Source organism: Rhodopila sp. (assembly GCF_965276935.1).
Lineage (GTDB): Bacteria > Pseudomonadota > Alphaproteobacteria > Acetobacterales > Acetobacteraceae > Rhodopila.
This window is the reverse complement of the sequence record NZ_CBDIBS010000003.1, coordinates 508,527-525,069: the sequence shown is the minus strand read 5'-3', so window position 1 is coordinate 525,069 and position 16,543 is coordinate 508,527. Positions and strand designations below refer to the sequence as shown.

The 16,543-nt window shown below is 65.9% G+C and carries 14 protein-coding genes; 6 read left to right on the top strand and 8 right to left on the bottom strand.

Annotated elements, in window-relative coordinates; all coding sequences use genetic code 11:
* Positions 1-68 precede the first annotated feature (68 nt).
* The 7 genes from ACQY4S_RS10220 to ACQY4S_RS10190 all read right to left on the bottom strand — a co-directional run bounded on the left by ACQY4S_RS10220 (position 69) and on the right by ACQY4S_RS10190 (position 10,838).
* Positions 69-596, bottom strand: a complete 528-nt coding sequence (locus ACQY4S_RS10220; protein ID WP_428485096.1) for a 4-alpha-glucanotransferase — start codon at positions 594-596, stop codon at positions 69-71.
* A gap of 33 nt (positions 597-629) precedes the next feature.
* Entirely contained in the window at positions 630-2,249 is a 1,620-nt protein-coding gene (locus ACQY4S_RS10215; protein WP_428485095.1) for a purine-cytosine permease family protein, read from the bottom strand.
* 562 nt (positions 2,250-2,811) lie between these two features.
* Entirely contained in the window at positions 2,812-4,866 is a 2,055-nt protein-coding gene (gene glgX / locus ACQY4S_RS10210; RefSeq protein WP_428485094.1) for a glycogen debranching protein GlgX, read from the bottom strand.
* On the bottom strand, positions 4,863-6,305 hold the full coding sequence (glgA, locus tag ACQY4S_RS10205) for a glycogen synthase GlgA (RefSeq protein WP_428485093.1): 1,443 nt from the start codon (positions 6,303-6,305) through the stop codon (positions 4,863-4,865). Before glgA ends, glgX begins: the two co-directional genes overlap by 4 nt.
* Entirely contained in the window at positions 6,302-7,567 is a 1,266-nt protein-coding gene (gene glgC / locus ACQY4S_RS10200; RefSeq protein ID WP_428485092.1) for a glucose-1-phosphate adenylyltransferase, read from the bottom strand. Before glgC ends, glgA begins: the two co-directional genes overlap by 4 nt.
* Before the next feature lie 123 nt (positions 7,568-7,690).
* Positions 7,691-10,177: a glycogen/starch/alpha-glucan phosphorylase gene (locus ACQY4S_RS10195; RefSeq protein WP_428485091.1), complete on the bottom strand. Its 2,487-nt coding sequence runs from the start codon at positions 10,175-10,177 to the stop codon at positions 7,691-7,693.
* Between the two features lie 223 nt (positions 10,178-10,400).
* The gene (locus tag ACQY4S_RS10190; protein WP_428485090.1) at positions 10,401-10,838 is read right to left on the bottom strand and encodes a zinc-ribbon domain-containing protein; all 438 of its coding nucleotides are present in this window, start codon (positions 10,836-10,838) and stop codon (positions 10,401-10,403) included.
* 137 nt (positions 10,839-10,975) lie between these two features.
* Between ACQY4S_RS10190 and ACQY4S_RS10185 the strand changes: the two genes are divergently transcribed.
* The 6 genes from ACQY4S_RS10185 (at position 10,976) to ACQY4S_RS10160 (ending at position 15,799) form a co-directional block, all read left to right on the top strand.
* A complete protein-coding gene (locus tag ACQY4S_RS10185) occupies positions 10,976-11,689 on the top strand; it encodes a cell division ATP-binding protein FtsE (RefSeq protein ID WP_428485089.1) in 714 nt (237 codons plus the stop codon).
* 81 nt (positions 11,690-11,770) lie between these two features.
* A complete protein-coding gene (locus ACQY4S_RS10180; protein ID WP_428485088.1) occupies positions 11,771-12,703 on the top strand; it encodes a cell division protein FtsX in 933 nt (310 codons plus the stop codon).
* Between the two features lie 25 nt (positions 12,704-12,728).
* Positions 12,729-13,394, top strand: coding sequence for a YdcF family protein (locus ACQY4S_RS10175; RefSeq protein ID WP_428485087.1), 666 nt, complete (start codon positions 12,729-12,731; stop codon positions 13,392-13,394).
* On the top strand, positions 13,391-14,107 hold the full coding sequence (locus ACQY4S_RS10170; RefSeq protein WP_428485086.1) for a lysophospholipid acyltransferase family protein: 717 nt from the start codon (positions 13,391-13,393) through the stop codon (positions 14,105-14,107). The genes ACQY4S_RS10175 and ACQY4S_RS10170 overlap by 4 nt, the downstream gene beginning before the upstream one ends.
* A gap of 283 nt (positions 14,108-14,390) precedes the next feature.
* The gene (locus tag ACQY4S_RS10165; RefSeq protein ID WP_428485085.1) at positions 14,391-15,404 is read left to right on the top strand and encodes a DUF2125 domain-containing protein; all 1,014 of its coding nucleotides are present in this window, start codon (positions 14,391-14,393) and stop codon (positions 15,402-15,404) included.
* 113 nt (positions 15,405-15,517) lie between these two features.
* Positions 15,518-15,799: a hypothetical protein gene (locus ACQY4S_RS10160; protein ID WP_428485084.1), complete on the top strand. Its 282-nt coding sequence runs from the start codon at positions 15,518-15,520 to the stop codon at positions 15,797-15,799.
* Here ACQY4S_RS10160 and nth read toward each other — a convergent pair.
* A complete protein-coding gene (nth, locus tag ACQY4S_RS10155) occupies positions 15,787-16,488 on the bottom strand; it encodes an endonuclease III (protein ID WP_428485083.1) in 702 nt (233 codons plus the stop codon). The genes ACQY4S_RS10160 and nth overlap by 13 nt on opposite strands.
* Positions 16,489-16,543: the final 55 nt, after the last annotated feature.

Here is a 16,543-nt window from a genome sequence, read left to right as displayed (position 1 = left end):
CCATACGGATTGGATCGTTGGAAATCATGGTGTTCATGCGCCAGAACTATGAACGCGTTCACGGCAAATCAACAGCGGCCGATCTCGCCGGAATCCAAGGCGGTGTTGCACGCGGCCGTCATATCCGTCGCCGGCGGTCGCAGCGCCGACAGAATGGCCTCGGCCAGCGGCGTCCGGCATAGCGCCGAGTCATCGGTGTCGATCCGCCGCCGCCAGTTCGGCCGTTCCCGGTCGGTGCCGGGAAGGTTGACCGCCACGGCCTCGCCCGCAGGTCGTCCGCCTGGACCAGAGCCAGCAGGGCAGGGGGTGGCACAAACGAAGCCATGCACCGCGACGGCGACCGACATCGGCATCGGGTGGGCGACGTCCACGTTCTTGGTCAGCAGCGCCGGCTCGCGCAGCAGGTCGACCAGCATGGTCTTCTCTCGCGTGCGGCCGCTGTCGGCGTGATCGGCCTGCCGGCCATCGATCAGGCCCAGGTCATGCTTTTCCCGGATGTCAGCGCCGTTCCACCAGCCTGCCAAGATCGGCAGGTCGTGCGTGGACACGTAGGCGGCGGCAAGATTGTCCTGTCCCTTCACATCAACCTTCCGCAACGCGCCCCTGTCTCCTGGGGTTACCCGTCCTGGTCACGCCTTACAGACGTCGTGGCAGGCCGACTCCACCGTGCAGCAAAGCGAGCAGATCGTGCCGCGATGGAACGGGCAGGACACCGTGTCGAACGGCTCGAATGCATCCTCGCACCGCACGCACACCTGTCGCGCCGAACCCGCCGTATTCCCCATCCGCTCGGCCTCCGGCATCCGCTTGATGTAGAACCGCCCGCGCGTGGCCACCGCCACGATCGGCACCAGCACCATCGCCAGCCCCGCTGCGACGAACGGCGAGTAGTTCGCCAGCACCGTCCCAAAGGCGCCGAAATACGCCGCCACGGCCACCACCGAAGCGACGATCATGCTGCCGAACCCGACCGGGTTGAAGTCATACAGATATCCCCGCCGGAATTCGATCCAATCCGGCCCGATCCGCAGCAGGCGGCGGTTGATGAACAGGTCCGCGAACACCGCCGAAATCCACGCCACCGCCACGTTGGAGTAAAACCCCAGGAGCGCGTCCATCTCCTTGAATATGTTGGCCTCCATCAGCCCCAGCCCAATCGCCACCTGCAGGATCAGCCAGGTGAAACGCCCATAGTGCCGGTGCAGCACGCGCGAGAAGAAGTTCGACCACGACAGCGATCCGGAATACGCGTTCGTCACGTTGATCTTCGCCTGCGCGCAGACCACCAGCAGGAACGCGCAGGACAGTCCCAGCCAGTGCGGCAGGAACTGGTCGTAAGCATAGAGAAACGACTGGAACGGCTCGTCCGACCGCACCCCGATCGCTGGCGCCGACCAGGACGCCAGGTACGCCCCCAGCGAAAACGTCACCACGAACAACACCGCCCAGCCAGGTCCGGACAGGAACGTCCAGAACACATACCAGGCTCGGTTCCCGTCGTCCTTGTCCGGCATGAACCGCACATAGTCAGCCTGCTCGCCGATCTGCGCCAGCCCGGAGGTCAGCGCCGCCGCGATCAATCCGATCGCCGCCGCATTCACCCCCGTCGCGCCGCCCCGCACATGCGTCGGACCGGTCGGCATGCCCTGATATGACAGCCACGCGCCGACCCCGTGATGTGCCCCGATCGCCACATAGGCCAGTGGCGCCGCCAGCAGCAGTAGCCATAGAGGCCATGTCCACGTCTGGAACTTCGCCAGGAACGACATCCCGAACGCCACCAGCGGTAGCACGCCCACCGAAACGATCACGTAGGACAGGCGGATCGGCACCCCGAATGTGCCGGTAATCCCCTGCGCCATGATCGCGCCCTCGAAGGCGAAGAAGATGAAGGTGAACGTCGCAAAGATCAGCGAGGTGATCGTCGACCCGAAATAACCGAACCCGGCACCCCGCGTCAGCAGATCCATATCCAGGTTATAGCGCGCGATCGCGTTGGCGATCGGAATTCCTGTCAGCACGCAAAACGCCGAGGCAATCAGGTTGCCGATCAGCGCGTCATGGCTGCCGTACTGATTGACCATCACCGCGCTGATCGCGAACGGGAACAGCGCCGCTGTTCCGCCCAGCCCGGCGGAGGCGACCATCCGCGGCGTCCACTTACGGAACGACGAAGGGGCATAACGAAGCGAATAGTCCTCGACATCTTCATGCCGCAGGAACTGCACATACAGTGAACGCAAACTCATCAGGTACTCCGGGCGCTTGAGTTCGATCCCGCCACCACGCCGCCGGAACCGCGCCGGCGTCGTTGCCCCAACCGGTGCAAGCGCGAGTCCAGGTTGCCAGACCACAACAAGCCAAGCCGTTCTCATGCCGGGGCTACGCCAAAGCAGAACAGCTTGCCACGAATACGCCCATGCGCAGCCGACTGTGAACGTGTCAAGGAAACGGCTCTGGTCAAAGTCTGGTCTGTAAATCGGCGAAATCTATGCAAATGCCTGTCACGAGGCCATACTACGCGAAACGGACGCGATTATTGCCTTTTATTAAGGCTTTATCTGCTGACGCACCCCAACGTCCGTAGTTACCGTCCCCTGGACAGCAGATCGCGTCCGGCACCGCATCTGATTGGTTCGACGCCCGAGCGACGAATGCAGCATGGAGGATGGCACGCCGGGCTGTCGCGACAATCGTCCAGCGTCGCGGCTGGCAGGCGTATCGCCGCCAGCAGCGCCTGCCTGGTGTCCGCGCCGACCGTGCGGAACCCGCCTTCGACGTCCCACCAGACCGGATCAATCCCCGCGAAGGTTACCGATCCAATGCTGCATCCGGCACGCCGGTCGCGTGGCGGACAACGTCCCCGGCTTGCTCCACGAAAACCGCGATCGAGCGGGCCGCAACCAAGCTATCCTGTTCCGGTTCGGCGGTGTCCAGCAGCCGGCGCCATGTCTGCGCCGGCCGCGGCGCGGGCAGCACGACGTCGGCTGGCGCCGTGCCGGCGTGGAACACCAGCACCGCCCTGACACCGCCGCCATACAGGCAAGCGATCACCGTCCGGTTGCCGTCGCGGTTCCAGTCGTCCGGGGACAGCGGCTGTCCATCCGCTCGGAGCCAGGCGACATCCGGCAGCGTCGCGTCCGGACCCGGTCCGCCTTGCAGCACGTTGCCGCCGAACAGCGGCAAAAGGCACCGGCGGACAGCAACCACACGCGCGGTAAATTCGATCAACGCCGGATCGGCATTACGCCAATCAAACCAGGACGTCGGGTTATCCTGCGCGTAGGCATTGTTGTTGCCGGCCTGCGTGCGGCCGGCCTCATCGCCCATCGACAGCATCGGCGTGCCACGCGACAGCAGCAGGGTCGCCAGCAGCGCCCGGACATCACGCCCCCGCTTGCCGCGGATCGCCGGATCGTCGCTCGGCCCTTCCATGCCGTTGTTCCAGGACAGGTTGTCGTCCGAGCCGTCGTGGTTCTGCTCGCCATTGGCGAGGTTATGCTTGGATTGATACGCAACCAGATCGGCCAGGGTGAAGCCATCATGCGCGGTGATGTAGTTGATGGCGCGTGAGATCGGGCGATGCCTAGGTGCGAAGATGTCGGCCGATCCGGCGAAGCGGGTGGCGAATTCGCCCGCCATGCCGCCGTCGCCACGCCAGAACCGCCGCATCGTGTCCCGGTAGCGGTCGTTCCACTCGCCCCAGCGGGCGGGGAAGGCGCCCAACTGGTAGCCATCCGGCCCGATGTCCCAGGGTTCGGCGATCATCACCCGGTTAAACAGCACCGGGTCCTGTTCGACAGCCAGCAGAAACGGCGCATCCGGGTCGAACCCGCTCTCGCGCCGGGCCAACGTCGCCGCCAGGTCGAGCCGAACCCCGTCCAGCCCGCCGAACCGTGCCCAGGCGCGCAGCGCGTCCAGGCCAAGCCGCAGCGCCGCCGGCCGGTCCATCGCCAGGATGTTGCCGCAGCCGGCGTCATTGACGTAACGCGCCGGATCGCCTGGTGCCAGCCGATAGTAGCCAGCGTTGTCCAGGCCGCGCAGCGACAATGTGGGTCCGTGCTCATCGCTTTCGCCGCTGTGGTTCAGCACCACGTCCAGGATGACGCTGATCCCGGCCGCATGCAGCGCATCGACCGCGGCGCGCACCTCGGCCCAGCCGCCGGGTGCCAGCCGGGGATCAGGCGCGAGGAACGCAACCGGATTATACCCCCAGTGATCCGTCAGGTTCAGCGGCGGCAGATGCCGTTCATCGACCCAGGCGGCGCAGGGCATCAGTTCGACCGTGGTGATGCCCAGGCGGGTCAGGTGGCGGATGCTGGCGGCATGGCCGAGACCAGCGAACGTACCGCGCAGCGCTGGCGGAATGTCTGGATGCGTCTTGGTAAAGCCGCGGACATGAAGTTCATAGATGACCTGGTGGTCCCAGTCGAACACCGGCCGACCGGTGACGGGCGCCGACGCCGGTGTGCCCACGATCCCTTTCGGCATCAGCGATGCAGTGTCGTCCGGCAACGGCGCATCACTGTCGAACAGCAAGGGATGCAACCGGAACGGCCGGTCGATCGCCGTGGCGAACGGGTCGACCAGCAGCTTGGCCGGGTTGAACCGGCGCCCGTTCGACGGCTGCCACGGGCCATAGGCGCGCAGGCCGTAGCGCGTGCCGGCGGGAACGTCGGCGACATGGCCATGGAACACCGGCCCGGTGCGCCCCGGCAGCCGCAGCCGGTCGGTTTCCTGGTCATGCTCGTCAAACAGGCAGATGGCGATCGCCTCGGCCGTCGCCGATCGCACGGCAACGTTGATGCCGCCGTCGAATACGGTCACCCCCAATGTTTCCGCAATTCCCGCGCCGATCTTTCTCAAGCCCGTTCCACCTCCAACGCCCGGTACAGTGCCGCATAACGCTCGGCCGAACCGCGCCAGGAGACGTCGGCGGCCATCGCGTTGCGCTGCATGCGTTGCCAGCCCACGCGATCCTCCCACAACCGGCCCGCGCGATCCAACGCCGCAGTCAACGCGTCCGCCGTCACCGGAGCGAACTGGATGCCGGTGGCGACGCCGCGGGCCAAGGCGGCCTCGTTGGCGTCGATCACCGTGTCCGCCAGTCCGCCGACGCGGGCGACGATCGGGATCGCGCCATAGCGCAGCGCGCACAACTGGGTCAGGCCGCACGGCTCGAACCGCGATGGCACCAGCAGCGCGTCGCTGCCGGCCTGTATCAGGTGCGCCAGGATTTCGTCATAGCCGATGACGCAGGCCACCAGATCGGGCCGAGCCGCCGCCGCCGCGGTAAAGGCCTGCTCCATCGCCGGATCGCCGGAACCGAGAACGGCAAGCTGGATGCCCTGTCCGGCCAGCCGGTCGAGCTGGCCAAGCAGCAGATCGAAGCCCTTTTGGTAGGTCAGGCGGCTGACCACCCCGACCAGCATCGCGTCGGGGCGCGCGGCCAGCCCCATTCGCCGTTGCAGCGCCGACTTGTTAACGGCGCGTCTGGCCAGCCATGGGGCGGTATAGCATGACGGGATCAGCGGGTCGGTCGCCGGGTTCCAGACCACGTCGTCAATCCCGTTCAGGATGCCGGACAGCACATCGGCGCGCTGGCGCAACACGCCGTCCAGCGCCGCGCCGTTCTCCGGCAGCAGGATCTCCCGCGCATAGCTCGGCGATACGGTGGTCAATCGGTCGGCATAGACCAGGCCGGCCTTCAGGAATCCGACAAGGTTATAGAATTCCAGCCCCGCCACGTTGAAGGCGGAGGCGGGCAGGCCCAGCCGGGGAAACACCGACGCCGGAAACATCCCCTGGAAGGCAAGATTATGAACGGTGAGCACCGTGCCAGGGCGGCGGCCAGGGTGGAAATGCAGATAGGCGGCCGTCAGCGCCGCCTGCCAGTCATGCGCGTGCACCACATCGAAACGTGGTTCCGCTCCGACCGCCAGCGCGGCCGCCGCGGCGCCAAGGCCGGCGAAGCGCAGGTCGTTGTCCGGCCAATCGTGCCCATCCGGACCGATATACGGATTGCCTGGCCGCGCGTAGAGATGCGGCGCGTCGATCGCCAGCAGGTCGAGGCCGGACGCCGACCCATGCAGGACATCCGCCGGACCGCCGAACAGGTCGGCGAACCGGTGCACGATCCGTGCATCGGCCAGTTCCGCCAATACGGACGGATAGCCGGGTACCACCGTGGTCGTCTCGATCCCGGTCGCCCGCAACGCCAGCGGCAATGCGCCGGTAACATCGGCTAGTCCGCCCGTCTTCACCAGCGGGAAAATTTCCGAGGCGACCGCGAGGACGCGCGTCAAGCGGTCAGGCGATCGATCATCGGTTGCGTCACCAGGCAGATGCCGCGGTCGGTGCGACGGAAGCGGCGGGCATCGTCGTTCGCGTCCTCCCCAACTACCAGGCCAGGCGGGATGCGCACGCCCTTCTCGACGATCACGTTGCGCAGCCTGGCGCCGCGGCCGATATCGGCATCCGGCAGGATGACCGCCTTCTCGACGCGAGAATACGAATGCGCGTGCACACCGGTGAACAGCAGCGACTGGCGAAGAAAGGAGCCGGACACGATGCACCCACCGGATACCAGGGAGGAGATCGCCTCGCCGCGCCGGCCGGCTTCCTCATGCACGAACTTGGCCGGCGGCGTGATCTCCGCATAGGTCCAGATCGGCCAGTCGCGGTCGTACAGATCGAGCGCGGGGATGATCTCGGTCAGGTCGATGTTGGCTTCCCAGTAGGCATCCAGCGTGCCGACATCGCGCCAGTACGCTTCCCGCTCCGCGCCCGAGGTGACGCAGGAGCGGGCAAAACGATGCGCCACCGCCTTGCCGTGCCGAACCAGGTAGGGGATGATGTCCTTGCCGAAATCGCGGCCCGATCCAGGGTCCGCCGCGTCCCGACGCAATTCCTCGATCAGGAAGCGGGTGCTGAAGACATAGATCCCCATGCTGGCCAGCGCCTGGTCGGGCCGGTCCGGCATACCCGGCGGATCGGCCGGCTTTTCCAGGAACGACAGGATGCGGTCCTTGTCATCGATGTGCATGACGCCGAAGGCGGTCGCCTGCTCGCGCGGTACCTCGATGCAGCCGACGGTGACGTCGGCGCCTTGGTCGACGTGCTGCATCAGCATCCGCGCGTAATCCATCTTGTAGACGTGATCACCCGCCAGAATGACGATGTATTGTGGGTTGTAGCCCTCGATGATGTCGATGTTCTGATACAGCGCGTCGGCCGTCCCGGCATACCAGTCGTTGCCCGAACGTTGCGAAGCCGGCAGGATATCAAAACCCTCATTGCGCTCCGGCCGGAAGAAGTTCCAGCCGCGCTGCAAATGCCGGATCAGGCTGTGCGCCTTGTACTGGGTTGCAACACCGATCCGCCGGATGCCCGAATTCAGCGCGTTGGACAGGGCGAAATCGATGATCCGGCTCTTGCCGCCAAAATAGACCGCCGGCTTGGCGCGGTTGTCGGTCAGCTCCAGCAGCCGTGACCCGCGGCCGCCGGCAAGCACATAGGCCATGGCCTCGCGGACGATCGGGGCATACAATCCGGATTGCTGGACCAACGACGCGTCTCCTGCCTGGTGTGTCTGTTATTGCCCACCGTTAACACACACAGCGGCGTACGCCAGGGAGGCAGGCCAAGGGAGGCAGGCCACGGACACAGAAGCCAGATCAGCGCGGCCGGATCACTGCGGCGTGTAGGTTGGAACGTTCCAGACCTCCTCCGCATATTCCCGGATCGACCGGTCGGAGGAAAACCAGCCGACGTTCGCGGTGTTCAGAATCGCCGCCTTCCACCAGTCGGTCGGCTGCCGCCACAGATCGGCGAGCCGCCGCTGCGTCGCGTAGTAGTCATCGAAATCAGCGCAGACCATGAAATAGTCGTTATGCCGCAGCGAGTTGACAAGGCCGTGGTAGCGGTCAGGCTGATCGGGGGAGAACACGCCGAATTCAACGCTCGCCAGCACCTCCGCCAGCACCGGAGACGCGGCGATAAGATCCTCGGAAGCGAGGCTCAGCTTGCGCCGAGCGGTAACTTGCTCCGCTGTCAGACCGAAGATGAAGATGTTGTCGTCGCCAACGTTTTCCTTGATCTCGACATTCGCGCCATCCAGCGTGCCAATGGTCAGCGCGCCGTTCAACGCGAACTTCATGTTGCCGGTGCCGGACGCCTCCATGCCGGCGGTGGAGATCTGCTCGGACAGGTCAGCCGCCGGAATGATGACCTCGGCCAGACTGACTGAATAGTTCGGCAGGAAGACGATCTTCAGCACGTCGCGCACCGTGGGGTCGCTGTTGATCACCTTCGCCACATCGTGGATCAGCTTGATGATCAGCTTGGCCTGCTGGTAGCTGGCCGCGGCCTTGCCGGCGAATATCTTGACCCGCGGCGTCCAGTCGTCCATCGGACGCGCGCGGATGGCATTGTACAGCGCGATCGCTTCCAGGATGTTCAGCAACTGCCGCTTGTACTCGTGGATTCGCTTGATGTGGACATCGAACAGCGCCGTTGGATCGACCCGGATCTCCAGCTCCCGCCGGATCAGCTCGGACAGCGCCAGCTTGTTGACGGTGCGGCTGGCGGCGAAACGCTTCTGGAAGCCGACATCGGTGGCCAGTGGCCGCAGCCGGGTCAGCGCGGCCTCGTTGTCCAGCACCTCCGGCCCCACGGTGTTGATCAGCAGGCGGGTCAGCCGCGGATTTGCCTCGTGCAGCCAGCGGCGGAAGGCGATGCCGTTGGTGACATTGACGATCCGCTCCGGGAACAGGCTGTGCAGGTCGTGGAACACCGTTTCCCGCATCAGGCCGGTGTGCAAGGCGGAGACGCCGTTGACCCGGTGGGACCCCAGGAACGCCAGATGGCTCATGCGCACGCGGCGGCCCTGTTGTTCGTCGATCATCGAGACGCTGGACAGCAGCCGGTCGTCGCCGGGGAACTCACGCCGGACCTGACCCAGGTGCAGCGCGTTGATCAGGTAGATGATCTGCATGTGACGCGGCAGCAGCCGTTCCATCAGCGGCACCGGCCAGACCTCCAGCGCCTCCGGCAGCAGGGTGTGGTTGGTGTAGCTGAACGTCGCGCGGGTCATCCGCCAGGCGTCTTCCCAGGAAATCTGGTGGATATCCAGCAGGATGCGCATCAGTTCGGCGACGGCGATCGCGGGATGCGTGTCGTTCAGTTGGATCGCGGTCTTGTCGGACAGGTTGCCGATATGGCCGAACGCCCGGATATGCCGGCGCACAAGGTCCTGCAGCGACGCAGAGACGAAGAAGTATTCCTGCCGCAGCCGCAGTTCCTGCCCCGCTGGCGTGGCATCGGACGGATACAGCACCTTCGAGATCGACTCGGCCCGGACCTGGTCGGCCAGCGCGCCGGCATGGTCACCATGGTTGAACGCATCCAGCCGCAGCGGATCAGCCGGATGTGCCGACCATAGCCGCAGCGTGTTAACCCGCCGGCCGCGCCAGCCGACCGCTGGCGTATCATAGGCCACCGCCTCGATGGTTTCGGCGGGATGCCAGACATGGCGATAAGCCGCCTCCGAAATCGGCACCGCCTCGATCGAGCCGCCAAAGCCGATGTCGTAGTTGACCTCCGGCCGATGGAATTCCCAGGGGTTGCCAAGCGACAGCCAGTCTTCCGGATATTCCTGCTGCCAGCCGTTCTTCATCACCTGGCGGAACAGGCCATGGGCGTAGCGGATGCCATAGCCGTAGGCCGGGACATCGAGCGTGGCCATGCTCTCCATGAAACACGCAGCCAGCCGCCCAAGGCCGCCGTTGCCCAGCGCGGCATCGGGTTCCAGCGCGCGCAGCTTGTCCAGATCGACATCCAGGCCCGCCAACGCGGCCCGCATCGTCTCCAGCTTGGCCATGTTGTTGAGGTTGTCGAACAGCAGCCGGCCAATCAGGAATTCCAGCGACAGGTAATAGACCCGTTTCGACCCCTTCTGATAGGTAACCTCGTTGCCGGCCAGCCAGCGGTCGATGATCTGGTCCCGCAGCGCAATGGCGGTGGCCATCAGCCAGTCACGCTCGGTCGCAATCGCACGCCGCTTGCCGACATGATAGGTCAACTTATCGAGAATGGCGGTTCGCAGGGCGACCACGGCCTCATCGTGACCAGCCTGATCACCGGCAAAAACGGCCTCATCGCCGACGATCGCCGACATGTCCATCTCCAAGGTCAAACCGTTCACCTTTTCGCGATTGGGTCGTTCCAACGAAAGCATGTTGAGCCGTGAGCTTCAACCATTTGTGCGTGACATCCGCGTATTGTATCGATGGATTGGCTCGTGAAGCACAATGAACGAATTATTTCACAAATCCGCGCATGTGACCTGTGTTCGATCGCACACGGTGACAGGCCCGCCGTAGCGCCGGTGTCATGGCTTCCTAAGGCTTGCCGCTGGCATACGGCGTGCGCCGACCGTCCGGTTGCTTGACGCTCTGCCCCGGATGACCAGCCCCCAGGATCCATGCGCTCGGTGGCCATGCCTGCACGACCTTGCCCCGCCATATGACTGTCGCGGCAGCCGACCCGATCAAGATCACCAATGTTGCCGCCCAGGCGGCACGCAGTGCCACGGAAGCCGGCGCCGGACGCGCCGCGGCAAGACGATCCATCGCCGTCATATTCACCGCGCCAGGCAGCCCGGGTATTGGCATCGCGGCAGGTCCCTCTGGATGAGGTTCCTCTGGTGCGGCAATTTGTGCCTCGCGTACCGGCGTCCATTGTCCGCCGCAACGGGTGCAGCGCACTTTGCGACGTGGCGGCAGGTTGGTGGACGCCACCTCGTACTCGGCGGCGCAACTCGGGCAGACGATTCGCATGATGACCTGTCGGGCGGCTGCACCTTCATAGACCAGGGCCAAGCCGGCTGTGCAGCACCGAAAGAATTTGTCGTATTGCCCAGATGGTGAGCCGGCTCGAATGACAAGCGCGGGCTTGCTCAGGTAAATACCCACGCATGCTGCGATTCGATATGGTCGGGTTGTGCTACGGCCGAACCGCTGGCTCCCGCCCGGGTTCCCCGGGGCGCGGTTCGACCACTGGGCCGGAGGTGCTGCACGACATAAACTTTCAGCTTCAGGCGGGCGCGTTCCGTTGGCTGCTGGGGCCGTCTGGCGCCGGCAAGACCAGCATGCTGCGGCTGCTCTATCTGGCCGAACGTCCGACCCGCGGACGCCTCAGCCTGCTGGGTACCGATGTGACCACCGCGCCGCGCAGGGCACTGCCCGCGCTGCGCCGGCGAATCGGCGTCGTCTTTCAGGATTTCCGGCTGCTGCCGCATCTCTCCACCTTCGACAATGTCGCCTTGCCGCTGCGCCTCGCCGGCCGTCCAGAGGGTCAGGTTCGCGCCGACGTGACCGAACTGTTGCGCTGGGTGGGCCTGTCGCGCTACCTCGACATCCCGCCCGCTGCCTTGTCAGGCGGGGAGCAGCAGCGGGTCGCCATCGCCCGCGCGGTGATCGCCCGGCCGGCGCTGCTGCTGGCGGACGAACCAACCGGCAACCTGGACGACGGCCAGGCGGAGCGGCTGATGCAGTTGTTCAAGGAAATGAACCGCATCGGCACGACGGTGATCGTTGCCACCCATAACGAGGCGCTGGTCGCTCGCCACCCCGCCCCGGCGTTGCGCATCGCGCATGGCCGGTTGCTCGGGACCGAGCCGGAGAACTGACATGGCCGTACGGCAAACGTTCGGACACTTTTGGCGTATCCGAAGTTCCGCGGATTTAGCCACGGCAATGGGCGAACGCTGGTGATCTCGCTGCGGCCGTCCAGGTTTGATGAGCTGGGTCTGCGCCGAGCGCTGGCCGACCGGATGCTGCCGCTGCTGGTCGCGGCAATGGCATTCCTGGCGGCGCTGGCCCTGGCCGGCTGGTTCGGCACCGCCGCGCTGTCGCGACATTGGCGTGAGGGCGCCGGCGCGGCACTGACCATTCAGGTACCACACGCCGAGGCATCGGCCGCCCGGGGCGACACCGACCGCCTGGCCGCGGTGCTGGCGGTGCTGCTGGGAACGCCTGGCATCGCCTCCGCCCATGCGCTGTCGGAGCAGCAGTTGACCGACCTGCTCAAGCCATGGCTCGGTGCCGATGGGATCGGCGGGACCGACCACCTGGCGATGCCGATCCCGGCGGTGATCGCGGTCCGGCTGACCGACGCGGCATTCGACCTCACGCCGCTGTCCCGCCGTCTGCAGGCGGCCGCACCGGGCACGCTGGTCGAGGACCATGGCCTCTGGATTGGCCGCCTGACGGTGCTGGCGCGCAGCCTGCAAGCCTGCGCCGCACTGGCGCTGCTGCTGGTCGCCGCGGTGGCGGCCGCCGTGATCGCGATTGCCACAAGGGCCGGCCTGTCGACCCGGCGGACAGCGATCGAGATCGTGCACGGCCTTGGTGCGGCCGATGGCTATATCGCCGGCCGCTTCGCCGCGCGCGCGACCTTGCTCGCCGCCGTCGGGGCGGCGGCCGGCGGCCTTGCCGCGTTGCCGATCCTGCTGGCCCTCGCCAGTCTGGCCGCGCCGTTCGGCGGCGGGCCGGTCGCGGATGGCAACCCGGTGCGTGACGCGCTTCAGACGCTGCCGGCGGCGCTGTGGCTGGCGCTGCCCTGTTTGCCCGGGGCGGCGGCGGCAATCGGATTTGTCACGGCGCAAGGCACCGTCAGGCGTTGGCTGCGGCGGCTGCCGTGACCAGCATCGCCTTGATCCGCGCGGCATGACGCTGTTTGCCGCACGCCCAGGACACCGGCCGCTGACGCTGCTGACTGCGGCCGCCGTCGTCGGCGCGCTGTGCTGGGGCGCCGGCTTCATCTGGTTCCTGCAGCTCACCGCACGGCCGGCCGCACCGCCGCCGCCGCATGTCGATGGTGTCGTAGCACTCACCGGCGGGGCCGGGCGGGTGGAGCTTGCGCTGCATCTTCTAGCGACTGGCCAGGCCGACAAGCTGCTGGTTTCCGGCATCGGCGGCAGCGCCGACCTGCCCACGCTTGCCAGGCTGGCCAGGATCGACGTCTCGGCGCTGGCGCCGTCGATCACCCTGGGCCGCTATGCCGCATCAACCCAGGGCAATGCGGTGGAAGCAGCGGCCTGGGCGGCGCAGAACCGCATCCGCACGATCATCGTGGTCACCGCCGCTTATCACATGCCGCGCGCCCTGGCCGAGTTGCGGCAGGCACTCCCCCTGGTTCGGCTCTACCCCTTGCCGGTCGAGCCCGCGCTGGCCTCGGGCGCCGATGACGCGCGGATCGATCGTGGGCCGACCCTGCGGCTGCAGGCCGAGGAGTACATCAAGTACCTGCTGGTGCTCGCCGGCGTATCACCCTGGTTCCCACATCGGGCCGCCATCTCGAACATGGTCGCGAAATTGAGTGCCAACGGATGATCACGTTGCGCTCCGCCCTGTTCAACCTGTGGTTTTTCACCGTGACGTTCTTCATTACGCTTCTCGCCGCGCTGACGCGAATGATCGCACCTCGGCACGTGCTGAGCGTTGCCATGGTGTGGGCGCGGATCATGGTCGTCGCCGTACGGATCATCTGCGGCATCCGGCTGGAGGTCTCCGGCTTGCAGCACATCCCGCCGGGTGCGGCCCTGATCGCATCCCGTCATCAGTCGGCGTTCGACACCTTGGTCTGGCTGACTCTGCTGCCGCGCTGCTGCTACGTCGTCAAGCGAGAGCTCCTGCGCATTCCACTGTTCGGCCCGCTGATGATCAGCGCGGGCATGATTGCCGTTGATCGCTCCGCCGGGGGTTCGGCCGTGCGCGCCCTGCTGCGGCAAGGCGAGAATGCGGTGCGGGAACAGCGCCAGATTGTGATCTTTCCGGAAGGCACGCGCGCAGCGCCGGGAAACATTGGGGAACTGCAGCCTGGCATCGCCGCGCTGGCGGCGCGCACGGGACTTCCGGTGATCCCGGTTGCCACCGACTCCGGTCGATGCTGGGGACGCCGCGCGTTCCGCAAGCGGCCCGGAGTGATCAGGATCATGGTTGGCCCACCGATTTCGGCCGCGAGCGGACGTGTGGAACTGATGCGGTCGCTGCGATCATCGATGGGGCGGCTGGATCATTCCACTAAACCAACCGATTCCGTTTGACGCCAGGAATATTGTGGATAAGTCTGTGTGCTCAACCCGCGCAGGGTTCAAATCGCACCTAAGGCAAACGCCTCAACGCATTGATGCAACTGATCAATATCAGACCTGTACGAGATGTCAAGAGGCTCGTCGCGCCTGGGGATGATATTGTCGAAATTCGCGCGTAAGTTGTATCGATCCGCAGATTCTCGCCTGACTCATCCGTCTGGCGGCCCAGGCCCGATGCCTGATACTAACCCGCTCCCTGAATCGAGGCATGATGCGGCGCAGATATTGGCTACTCATGGCTGTGATCGCGAGTCTGCTGCTCGGTGCCGACCTCGTCTACTGGCGGATCGCCTCGGTTCGGCTGCGGGATGAGCTGCGGACCTGGATCGCCGCCAGGCGCGCCGAAGGATGGGACGTGGAATCCGGCGCGGTCTCCACCGGCGGTTGGCCGCGGGCGGCAGCCGTGACCGTACCGGCCCTGACGCTGCGCCACGCCGGCCAGGACATGCCTGGCACGATAAGCTGGACCGCGGCCGAGGTCGGTCTGTCGCTGCCGCTGTATTATCCGTCAAAGCTGCGAATCGCGTTGACCGGCCCGCAGCACATTCGCATCGGCGATGCGCCGGATGTGATCGTCACCGGTGATACGATCGCGTTTTCGGTCGGGCTTTTATCGGAGCAGACGCTGCCGTTGACGCTGCATGCCCAGGGGCTTCGGGTGGAGCCGGCCGCGGGAGGCTGGCACCTGACGGTTGGGCTGCTCAATGCGGATGCCGAGGTTGCGCCGGCCGCCGGACGGTCGCAGCCACTGCTGGCATTTTCGGTCAGCACCGAGGCAGTCGCCTTGCCCGCCAACGTCAGGTGGCCGTTGGGTCCCAACATCTCGTCACTCTCGACCGAGGGCGCCTTGAACGGACCGCTACCCCAGGTTCATGACATGACCCGCTGGGCCGAGACGTGGCGGGACGGCGGCGGTTCGCTGGAAATTTCGCATCTCGCGCTTGGCTGGGGGCCGCTGGGCCTGACTGCCAAGGCGACCCTGGCGCTGGATGATCAGCTTCAGCCAACGGGCAGCGGCGGCGCCCACTTGGTCGGTTATGCGGAAGCCCTGGACAAGATGGCGAGCGCCGGCGTGATGAGCCGATCGGCGGCGACAGCGGCCAGGGCGGTGCTGTCGCTGATGGCCGGATCTGGCGCGGCGGACGAATCCCCGGCGGTTGATGTACCGCTCACGCTGCAATATCGCACATTATCGATGCGCCATGTGCCGCTGCTCCGCCTGCCGGCGCTCGACTGGCCGGCGCGGTAGTGCTATTAAGCTGTCATGTGCAACGTCCTCCAGTGCCTTCGAATTAGCCGCCCGGCTGCCTAGCAGCCGGGGCCCGTCCCGCTTTTTCGATGAACTGCCTGGAGTTTCGACCAATGCCCGACACCCTATCCGCGCCCGACGTCTTCGTCCGCTTCCTGCTGGATGCCGACAGCTCACCCGGCCTGTTGTCCCGCTTGCTGCAGCCTTACGCCAAGCGCGACCTGATCCCCGACCGGATGTGGTCGCACCGCTCCGGCGACACCGTCCATGTTGAAATTGCCATGGAGGCGATGCCGGCACAGGTGGTGCACCTGGTCGAAGGCAACCTGCGCCAGATCGTCGGCGTTCGCTCCGTCAGCCGCGTATCGCGATCCTGCCTGCGTCAGGTCGCCTGAAGCGATCTTTTCTGAAGTGGCGGGTCCTGAGCCGGCTCACCGTCAGCGTCTTGTCGGGCCAACGTCTTGTCGGGATAGCGGCACCAGGCCGCGGCGGCGCAGCGCCAGCACTCCGGTCGGCGCGCCTTGCAGATGTAGCGGCCGTGCAGGATCAGCCAGTGGTGCGCATGCCGCAGCAGGTCGGCGGGGATGCGCTTCAGCAAGCCGTCCTCCACCTCCCGCGGCGTCTTGCCGGGCGCAATGCCGGTGCGGTTGCCAAGCCGGAAGATGTGGGTGTCCACCGCCATCGTCGCCTCGCCGAAGGCGACGTTCAGCACCACGTTGGCGGTCTTGCGGCCGACGCCTGGCAGTGCTTCCAGCGCGGCTCGGTCGTGCGGCACCTGGCCGCCGTGCTTTTCCTCCAGATCCCGGCAAAGCTGGATGACGTTGCGCGCCTTGGTCTGCCATAGACCGATCATGCGAATGTAGGAGGCAACACCGTCAAGGCCGAGCTGGATCATCGCGGATGGGGTGGGCGCGACCTTGAACAGCGTTCCGGTGGCGCGGTTGACCGAGACATCCGTCGCCTGCGCGGACAGCACCACGGCGACCAGAAGCGTGAACGGGTCGATATAGGCCAGTTCGGTATCGGGCGTCGGATTCTGCGCGGCCAGGGCCTCAATAAAGCCGCGTACCTGGGCACGCGTCATCAGCGGCGTTTTCCGCGATTTGGCAGGCGGTGTGTTGGAAGGCTGGGGCACGGGT

What these genes read in the sequence shown, in the direction of transcription:
- ACQY4S_RS10215 (WP_428485095.1), bottom strand. Translation starts at nt 2,249, where the DNA reads ATGAGTTTGCGTTCACTGTATGTGCAGTTCCTGCGGCATGAAGATGTC.
- ACQY4S_RS10195 (WP_428485091.1), bottom strand. Translation starts at nt 10,177, where the DNA reads ATGTCGGCGATCGTCGGCGATGAGGCCGTTTTTGCCGGTGATCAGGCT.
- ACQY4S_RS10190 (WP_428485090.1), bottom strand. Translation starts at nt 10,838, where the DNA reads ATGCGAATCGTCTGCCCGAGTTGCGCCGCCGAGTACGAGGTGGCGTCC.
- ACQY4S_RS10185 (WP_428485089.1), top strand. Translation starts at nt 10,976, where the DNA reads ATGCTGCGATTCGATATGGTCGGGTTGTGCTACGGCCGAACCGCTGGC.
- ACQY4S_RS10175 (WP_428485087.1), top strand. Translation starts at nt 12,729, where the DNA reads ATGACGCTGTTTGCCGCACGCCCAGGACACCGGCCGCTGACGCTGCTG.
- ACQY4S_RS10170 (WP_428485086.1), top strand. Translation starts at nt 13,391, where the DNA reads ATGATCACGTTGCGCTCCGCCCTGTTCAACCTGTGGTTTTTCACCGTG.
- ACQY4S_RS10165 (WP_428485085.1), top strand. Translation starts at nt 14,391, where the DNA reads ATGGCTGTGATCGCGAGTCTGCTGCTCGGTGCCGACCTCGTCTACTGG.
- ACQY4S_RS10160 (WP_428485084.1), top strand. Translation starts at nt 15,518, where the DNA reads ATGCCCGACACCCTATCCGCGCCCGACGTCTTCGTCCGCTTCCTGCTG.
- nth (WP_428485083.1), bottom strand. Translation starts at nt 16,488, where the DNA reads ATGACGCGTGCCCAGGTACGCGGCTTTATTGAGGCCCTGGCCGCGCAG.